Origin of the sequence: Mumia sp., assembly GCF_028803055.1 — a bacterium.
GTDB lineage: Bacteria > Actinomycetota > Actinomycetes > Propionibacteriales > Nocardioidaceae > Mumia.
In genome coordinates this window covers 1-2,168 of record NZ_JARBCJ010000314.1, presented here as the reverse complement: position 1 = coordinate 2,168, position 2,168 = coordinate 1, and the positions used below count along the sequence as shown (strand labels likewise).

The following is a 2,168-nucleotide window of genomic DNA, read 5'->3' as shown; positions in this document are numbered from 1 at the left end:
CAGGGACGAGCAGCGCGTACAGCTGCCGGTAGAGGGTGGCCAGCTGCTCGTCGGTGAGCCAGTGCAGTGCGGTGGTGGAGACGATCGCGTCGTACGGCGCGACGGGCAGCAGACCGGTCCACCCGGGGTCGCGCAGGTCGGCGCGGACCCACGTCGGCTGCCGCTCGCGGTCGGCGTGGTCCAACCGTCCCAGGGTCAGCAGGAGGGGGTCGAGGTCGACAGCCACCACGTCGGCGTGAGGAAACCGGTCGAGGACGCGCGCCGACAGGGACCCCGGCCCACAGGCGAGGTCGAGGATCCGGGGTCGGTCCGGACCGGACGGCGACAGCCGCTCGACGAGGTCCAGCATCAGGTCGAAGCGGGTCTCCCGATGGGCGATGTAGGCCTCCTGCTGGCGTTCCCACGACGCCACCAGGCTCCGGGCCACCGCTCGCCGACCCTGGTCCGCTGCGGTCTCGGCACTCGTCTGTGTCGTCATCGCTGTCCTCTCATGGTGCTTTCTCGGGCGAATGTCGGTACGGCGTCCAGGAGGCGCCGGGTCTGTGGGTCACGGGGACGGGTGAGCACCTCGTGCGTCGGTCCGTCCTCGACGATCCGTCCCTCGTGCATGACGGCGATGCGGTCGGCGAGCTGTGCCAGCACCGACAGGTCGTGGGTGATGAACAGGCATGCCGTGCCGAGCGTGTCGCGAAGGTGCATGAACAGGTTGAGGATGCGGGCCTGGACCGACACGTCGAGGGCGGTGACCGGCTCGTCGCAGACCAGGAGCCGGGGCTCGACCGCCAGCGCGCGGGCGATGGCGACGCGCTGGCACTGGCCGCCGCTGAGCTCCCGCGGCCGACGGGTCGTGAGAGCGGGGTCGAGGCCGACCAGGTCGAGCAGGTCGGCGACGCGCGCTCGACGGGCCGCTCTCGGAACGCTGCCGCCGACGGCGAGGGCCTCGGTGATCGCCGCCCCGATCGTCCGATGGGGGTCGAGCGAGGTGAACGGGTTCTGGAACACCATCTGCGCCCGACGACGGTGCGAGCGCCGACGACACCGGCTCAGCGCGCGCGCGTCGACGCCGTCGAGCAGGACCGATCCGCGGTCGACCGGCTGGAGACCGACGACCGCGCGGGCGAGCGTCGACTTGCCGCACCCCGACTCACCGACCAGTCCGAGGATCTCCCCGGCTCCCACGCTCAGGCTCACGTCGTCGACCGCGACGAGCCGGCCACCGGGGCGGTCGCGGTCGGCATGGCTGACGGTGAGGCCCGTGACCTCCAGCATCGGCGTGCTCACCGCGCTGCCTCGGGCTCGTGCTGCCGATGGTGCGCACGGACGAGTGCGGGCGGGCAGGCCACCTGGTGCGCGCCAGTGAGGCCCCCGACCCCGTCCGGGTGTGCGGCGGCGGCAGGGGACAGCGGGATCGCCCCGGTGAGGCAGGCCTCCTCGCGGAGGACGCAGCGCCCTGCGAACGAACACCCCCCGTCGACCGGCTCTCGACCGGCGGAGACATGGTCGGACTCGGGCAGCGTGGCGAAGCGCGTCCCGGTGGGACGGCCGACGACGGGGAGGGCATCGATCAGGGCGCGGGTGTAGGGGTGCAGCGGGGAGGAGATCAGCGCGCCGGTCGGCGCCTCCTCCACCCCCCGGCCGGCGTACATCACGAGGACGCGGTCGGCGACGTCGGCGACGACCGCGAGGTCGTGGCTGATGAGGACCACGGCCATGTCCCGCCGTCGGCCGAGGTCGCGCAGGAGGTCGAGGATCTCGGACTGCACGGTGACGTCGAGGGAGGACGTGGGTTCGTCGGCGATCAGCACCGTCGGCTCACCGGCCAGCGCCGCAGCGATCAGAACCCGCTGCCGCATCCCCCCTGAGAGCTCGTGCGGGTACTGGTCGATCGTCACGTCCGGGCGCGGCAGGCCCACTGCCTCGAGGAGCTCCTTCACGCGTTCGCGCGCCGCGTCACCCCGAGCGGGCGGTCGGAGCGCCTCGGCGACGACCGAGCCGACCGTACGGAGCGGGTTGAGGGCGGCGTACGGATCCTGGAAGACGACGGCCACGCCCGCTCCCCGTACCTGGCGCAACGTCTCCTCGGGGGCGCCGATCAGCTCCGTCCCCTGGTAGCTCGCGCGACCGGTGACGCGGGCGCTCGCGTCCAGCAGTCCGAGCGGACCCATGAC

General features: G+C 72.9%; 3 protein-coding genes. All 3 read right to left on the bottom strand.

Annotation, left to right across the window (positions count from 1 at the left end):
* Window positions 1–478: class I SAM-dependent methyltransferase (locus PV363_RS17495; protein WP_301023047.1), on the bottom strand; the 478-nt coding region annotated here is incomplete at its 3' end.
* Complete coding sequence (locus PV363_RS17490) at window positions 475–1,281, bottom strand: ATP-binding cassette domain-containing protein (protein WP_301023046.1); 807 nt, start codon at window positions 1,279–1,281, stop codon at window positions 475–477. The genes PV363_RS17495 and PV363_RS17490, both read right to left, overlap by 4 nt.
* Window positions 1,278–2,168, bottom strand: an 891-nt coding sequence (locus PV363_RS17485) for an ABC transporter ATP-binding protein (protein ID WP_301023045.1), incomplete at its 5' end; no start/stop codon positions are given. The genes PV363_RS17485 and PV363_RS17490, both read right to left, overlap by 4 nt.